A 3,862-nucleotide genomic window follows, 5' to 3' on the forward strand; every position below is an offset into this window, starting at 1 on the left:
GTCACGCCCTGGACGGTCAGGCCGTTGATGCCCAGGCCGTAGATCGCCGAGCCGGAACCCCCGGAAACGTTGAAATCGAGCAGCGTGTTGCCGTTGCCCAGCGTCACGACATTACCGCCGCCGGAACTGGTCAGCGTCGCCGCACCCGCTGAATCCGATATGGATTCGTCATGATGGATGTTGGTGCCGGTGACATTCAACGGCACCCCGCCGAGCGAGAACGCGCGGTCATTGCCGAACGAGGCCAGTTCCTGTCCGTCGCTCAGCGAGAAGCCGGTGGCGTCGTCGATTGTCCCGCGGTTGACCAGGACAATGATGGCGTCGCTGGCGGTAATGTTGTCGGCATATTCGATCGAGGCGAGGTCGGTGATCGACGTGCCGCCGCCCGAAGCCCCGGCCGCAACGAAGATGTAATTGCGCAGATCGTAAAGTTGCGGGCCGGTAAACGCGGTCGTGCCGAAAGCGTAGTGGCCGCTGCCCTCATTGAGCCCGCGCGCATCGAGCGAGGCGGTGATGCCCGAGATGGAGCTGGAATTGCCGCCGAAGGTAAATTCGGCGTTGGCCGTGGCGCCCGGCGTGCCGGCAATGCCCAGCCGCACGCCGGTATCGACATTGGTGATGACGCCGCCATCGGTGATGATGATCACCGCGCCGCCAACGCTCGGCGACGTCAGATCGATGCCGATCGAGCCGGCAGCACCGGTGCCGGTGATGCTGAGCGACTGCGCGGTGAAATTGGTCTTGGATCCGGAGAAGTCGAGGCCGGTGCCGACACCCAGTCCGGAGATGACGATGTTGCCGGCGACCACCGCCGCATTGACGCCGGCAAACGAGATGCCGTCGGCGCCGGGGTTGGTGATGCTGATGTCGCCGAAGCGGATCGTCGCCGGCGAATCCGAAATGGCGATCGCCGGTCCGGTCGTGTTGGAGATCGTCGTCGCACCGTTGACGGTGAAGCTGCCCGCGACATTCTCCAGCACGACACCCGACGTGCCGCCGCTCTGGCTGATCGAGTCCAGCACCACATGGGCAGTGATCGGATCGATGAAGACGGCGGTGCCGCCATTGCCTGACACGGTGCCGCCGGTGGTGGTGAACGTGCCTCCGGTCGACGTGCCCTGCACGGTGATGCCGCGGTCGGTATTGTCCTGCGCATTGACGGTGGCGAAGGTGTAGGTGCCCTTGCCGGTGATATCGAGACCGTCGTCGAGATTGCCCTGCAGCAGCGTCGTGCCGGTGAAATTGTAGGTGCCGTCGCCGTCGATGTGCAGGCCGTCGAGGCCGTTGCCGGTGGCGGTGAAGTTGGAGCCGGTGATGCCGGTCGAACTGCCCGTGAAGTCGGCGCCGTTGCCGCCCGCACCGGTGACCGTCACATTGGTCAGCGTCGCGCCGGTGATGTTGTTGCCGAAGATGCCGTCGCCGCCGCCGGTGATGGTGATGCCGCTGAGCGTGTTGCCGTTGCCGAGCGTAAAGACGGGGTTGGCGACGTTGGTGCCCTGGATCGTGCCGTCGCTGCCGCCCAGGTTGAAGGTGCTGGTGCCGCCGCCGAAAAGCCTTGCGGTGACGCTTTCGCCGCCGCCGATGACGGTCTGTCCATTGGCAAGCGTCACCCCGCCAGTCGTCAGATTGCCGTTGCCGCCAAGCGCGACGACAAAACCGTTCGCACCCGACTTGGTCACGGCGTCGTCCAGCGTCGTCGGGTCGGCCAGCGTGCCGGCGCCGGCGAGGCCGCCATCGGCGTAGTAGAACTTGCCGAAGGCGGCATTGGTGGCGGCGTTGATGGCGACACGCGTCGTCGAGCCGCCGGTCAGCGTCTGCGACTGGACGCGGACGCCGATATCGCCACGCACGCGCTCGTTGACGCGCTTGCGCAGGCCTTCGCTGACCGGATAGACCGGCTCCGGCCCGCTGTCGGCCCCATTGTCCGAGCCGCTGCCGGGATTGAACGGGATGTTCAGCCGCACACTGCCGGCGAACTGGGTGTCGTCGCGATTGTCGTTGCGGACCTCGCCGGCGAAGACCAGTTCCGTGTTGCTGCCTAAGACATCGCCGATCGTATACTCGAAGCCGGCCTTGGCGCCGGTGACGCTGCCGTCGTCGCCATGCGGATCCTCGAAATGATAGCCGCCAATGTCGAGCCGCAGCGAATGCTTGTCGGGCAGGTTGACCGGCACCTGCGCGCCGATCTCGGCCTCGATGCCCCATGCCGCGTAATCGCGGTGGTCGAGGACCGAGATCTGCTCGATCAGCTGGTTGCTGACCATCGACAGGGTTGAACTGGTCGAGTGATCCGTCGAATCACCCTTGATCGGCAGATAGACGTTCACATGCGCATCGAAATGAGGCGTGATCGCCTCGGCGCCCAGCGTGGCGGCGGTGAACTGGGTGGAGTTGTAGTTCTCGAGATTGAGATAGGCGTAGCCGCCGATCATCAGGTCCGGGTTGACGATGCGGCGAATGCCGAGGCCGACATCCTGGCCGGAACCGTCCTTGAAATCGTGTTTGGCCCGGACATCCAGGAACAGCACGGATTCGGCCGTCTGCTTGAGCGGGATGAAACCTTCGAGCGCGCCGTTGCCGCCATTGTTGTCGGCGCCGATGATGGCGCGGATCTGCGGCTGCCATAGCCCGTTGGGATCGCCATAGGCGGCCATGCCTGAAAGGCCGAGCGCCAGCGTCGTCAGTGCCGTCGTCTTCCAGAGATGCCTGGCGATTCGCGAACGGCGATAGCCGGCGTGCACGCGGAAATCCTCCCCACGCGCCGCCATCTCACCAACTTGCCGAGGCGTCTCGGTAGTTCCCATCCCTGGCGAGTCCTTCGGGGACTGCACGCACCCCGTGTAAAATCTTACTCGAATTCTATTGTATAGCGAGTCTCCGGCGCTTCGATTTCTGAGGGCCTCCTGCAATATTGTTCGTTGTATCCGAAAAGCCACAGTAATTTCGCCGGCTTGCTTGCCTACTGCTCGGCTTCCGGAACAGTCGCGGGTGTTGTATCAAGCCATGCTCGGGAGAATACCGGGCGCGGCGAGGAAACATGCAAGGCATCCGGCAAAACAACATGACATTTACTTTAGCTAGATCTAATTTACTTGGCATGGCCGCGGGGCTGGCCGCCCTGTGGCTTGCTCTGGCCACCGGCCCAGCCCTTGCCGAAGATGCCAAGCCGGCCCAGCCAAAGCCGGCTGAAAGCAATGCAAAACCGGCCGATGCCAATCCGTGGGCGGTGAACTGCTCCAGCGGTTCGGCGACCACCGAGCTTCAGTGCCAGCTTTCGCAGAACCTGACCGAGGCCAAGACCGGGCAGCGCGTGCTGACCGTGACCGTGCGCCGCGACAACGCCAATGGCAGTCTCGCCATGCTGCTTGCCCTGCCGCACGGCCTGTTCCTGCCGTCCGGCGCCTCCTTCCAGATCGATCAGGGCCAGAAGACGACGATTGCCATCCAGACCAGCGACCAGAACGGCGCCTATGCCGCCACGCCGCTGTCGGCGGATCTCATCAAGGCCATGAAGTCGGGGACCAATCTGAACATCGGCATGGAATCGGTCACCCGCAAGCCGGTCACCATCCCGGTGTCGCTGGCTGGCTTCACCGCCGCCGTCGCCAAGCTGGAATCGATCAAGTAGCTGTTGTCAGCGGCTTGATTGTACGCACCCGGAATGCTCCGTTGCCGCTTCGGACAGTGGAGAAACCCATGACAGGCTTTGTCGACCGCCAGCGCGCTGCGCAACTGATGGACCGCGCCGGCATCGAGGCGCTGGTGCTGTGCGCGCCCGAGGCCTTCCACTATGCGACCGGAGCCTCGATCGGCCCGGCGGGACTGTTCCGGCGCGCCGGCGCCGGCTTTGTCGTCATCCGGC

The 3,862-nt window shown here is 64.3% G+C and carries 2 protein-coding genes; one reads left to right on the plus strand and one right to left on the minus strand.

The window, feature by feature from the left end; translation table 11 throughout:
- Positions 1-2,768 (minus strand): inverse autotransporter beta domain-containing protein (locus tag EN914_RS27580; protein ID WP_245497851.1); only part of this gene is annotated, 2,768 nt, incomplete at its 3' end.
- A 329-nt stretch (positions 2,769-3,097) separates the two neighbouring features.
- On the opposite strand from EN914_RS27580, the gene EN914_RS27585 reads away from it, so the two are divergent.
- The gene (locus EN914_RS27585; RefSeq protein WP_245265346.1) at positions 3,098-3,628 is read left to right on the plus strand and encodes an invasion associated locus B family protein; all 531 of its coding nucleotides are present in this window, start codon (positions 3,098-3,100) and stop codon (positions 3,626-3,628) included.
- Positions 3,629-3,862: the final 234 nt, after the last annotated feature.

Source organism: Mesorhizobium sp. M7A.F.Ca.CA.001.08.2.1, assembly GCF_003998455.1.
GTDB lineage: Bacteria > Pseudomonadota > Alphaproteobacteria > Rhizobiales > Rhizobiaceae > Mesorhizobium > Mesorhizobium ciceri.

Coding starts and splice junctions, on each gene's coding strand:
- EN914_RS27585 (WP_245265346.1), top strand. CDS start 3,098: ATGGCCGCGGGGCTGGCCGCCCTGTGGCTTGCTCTGGCCACCGGCCCA.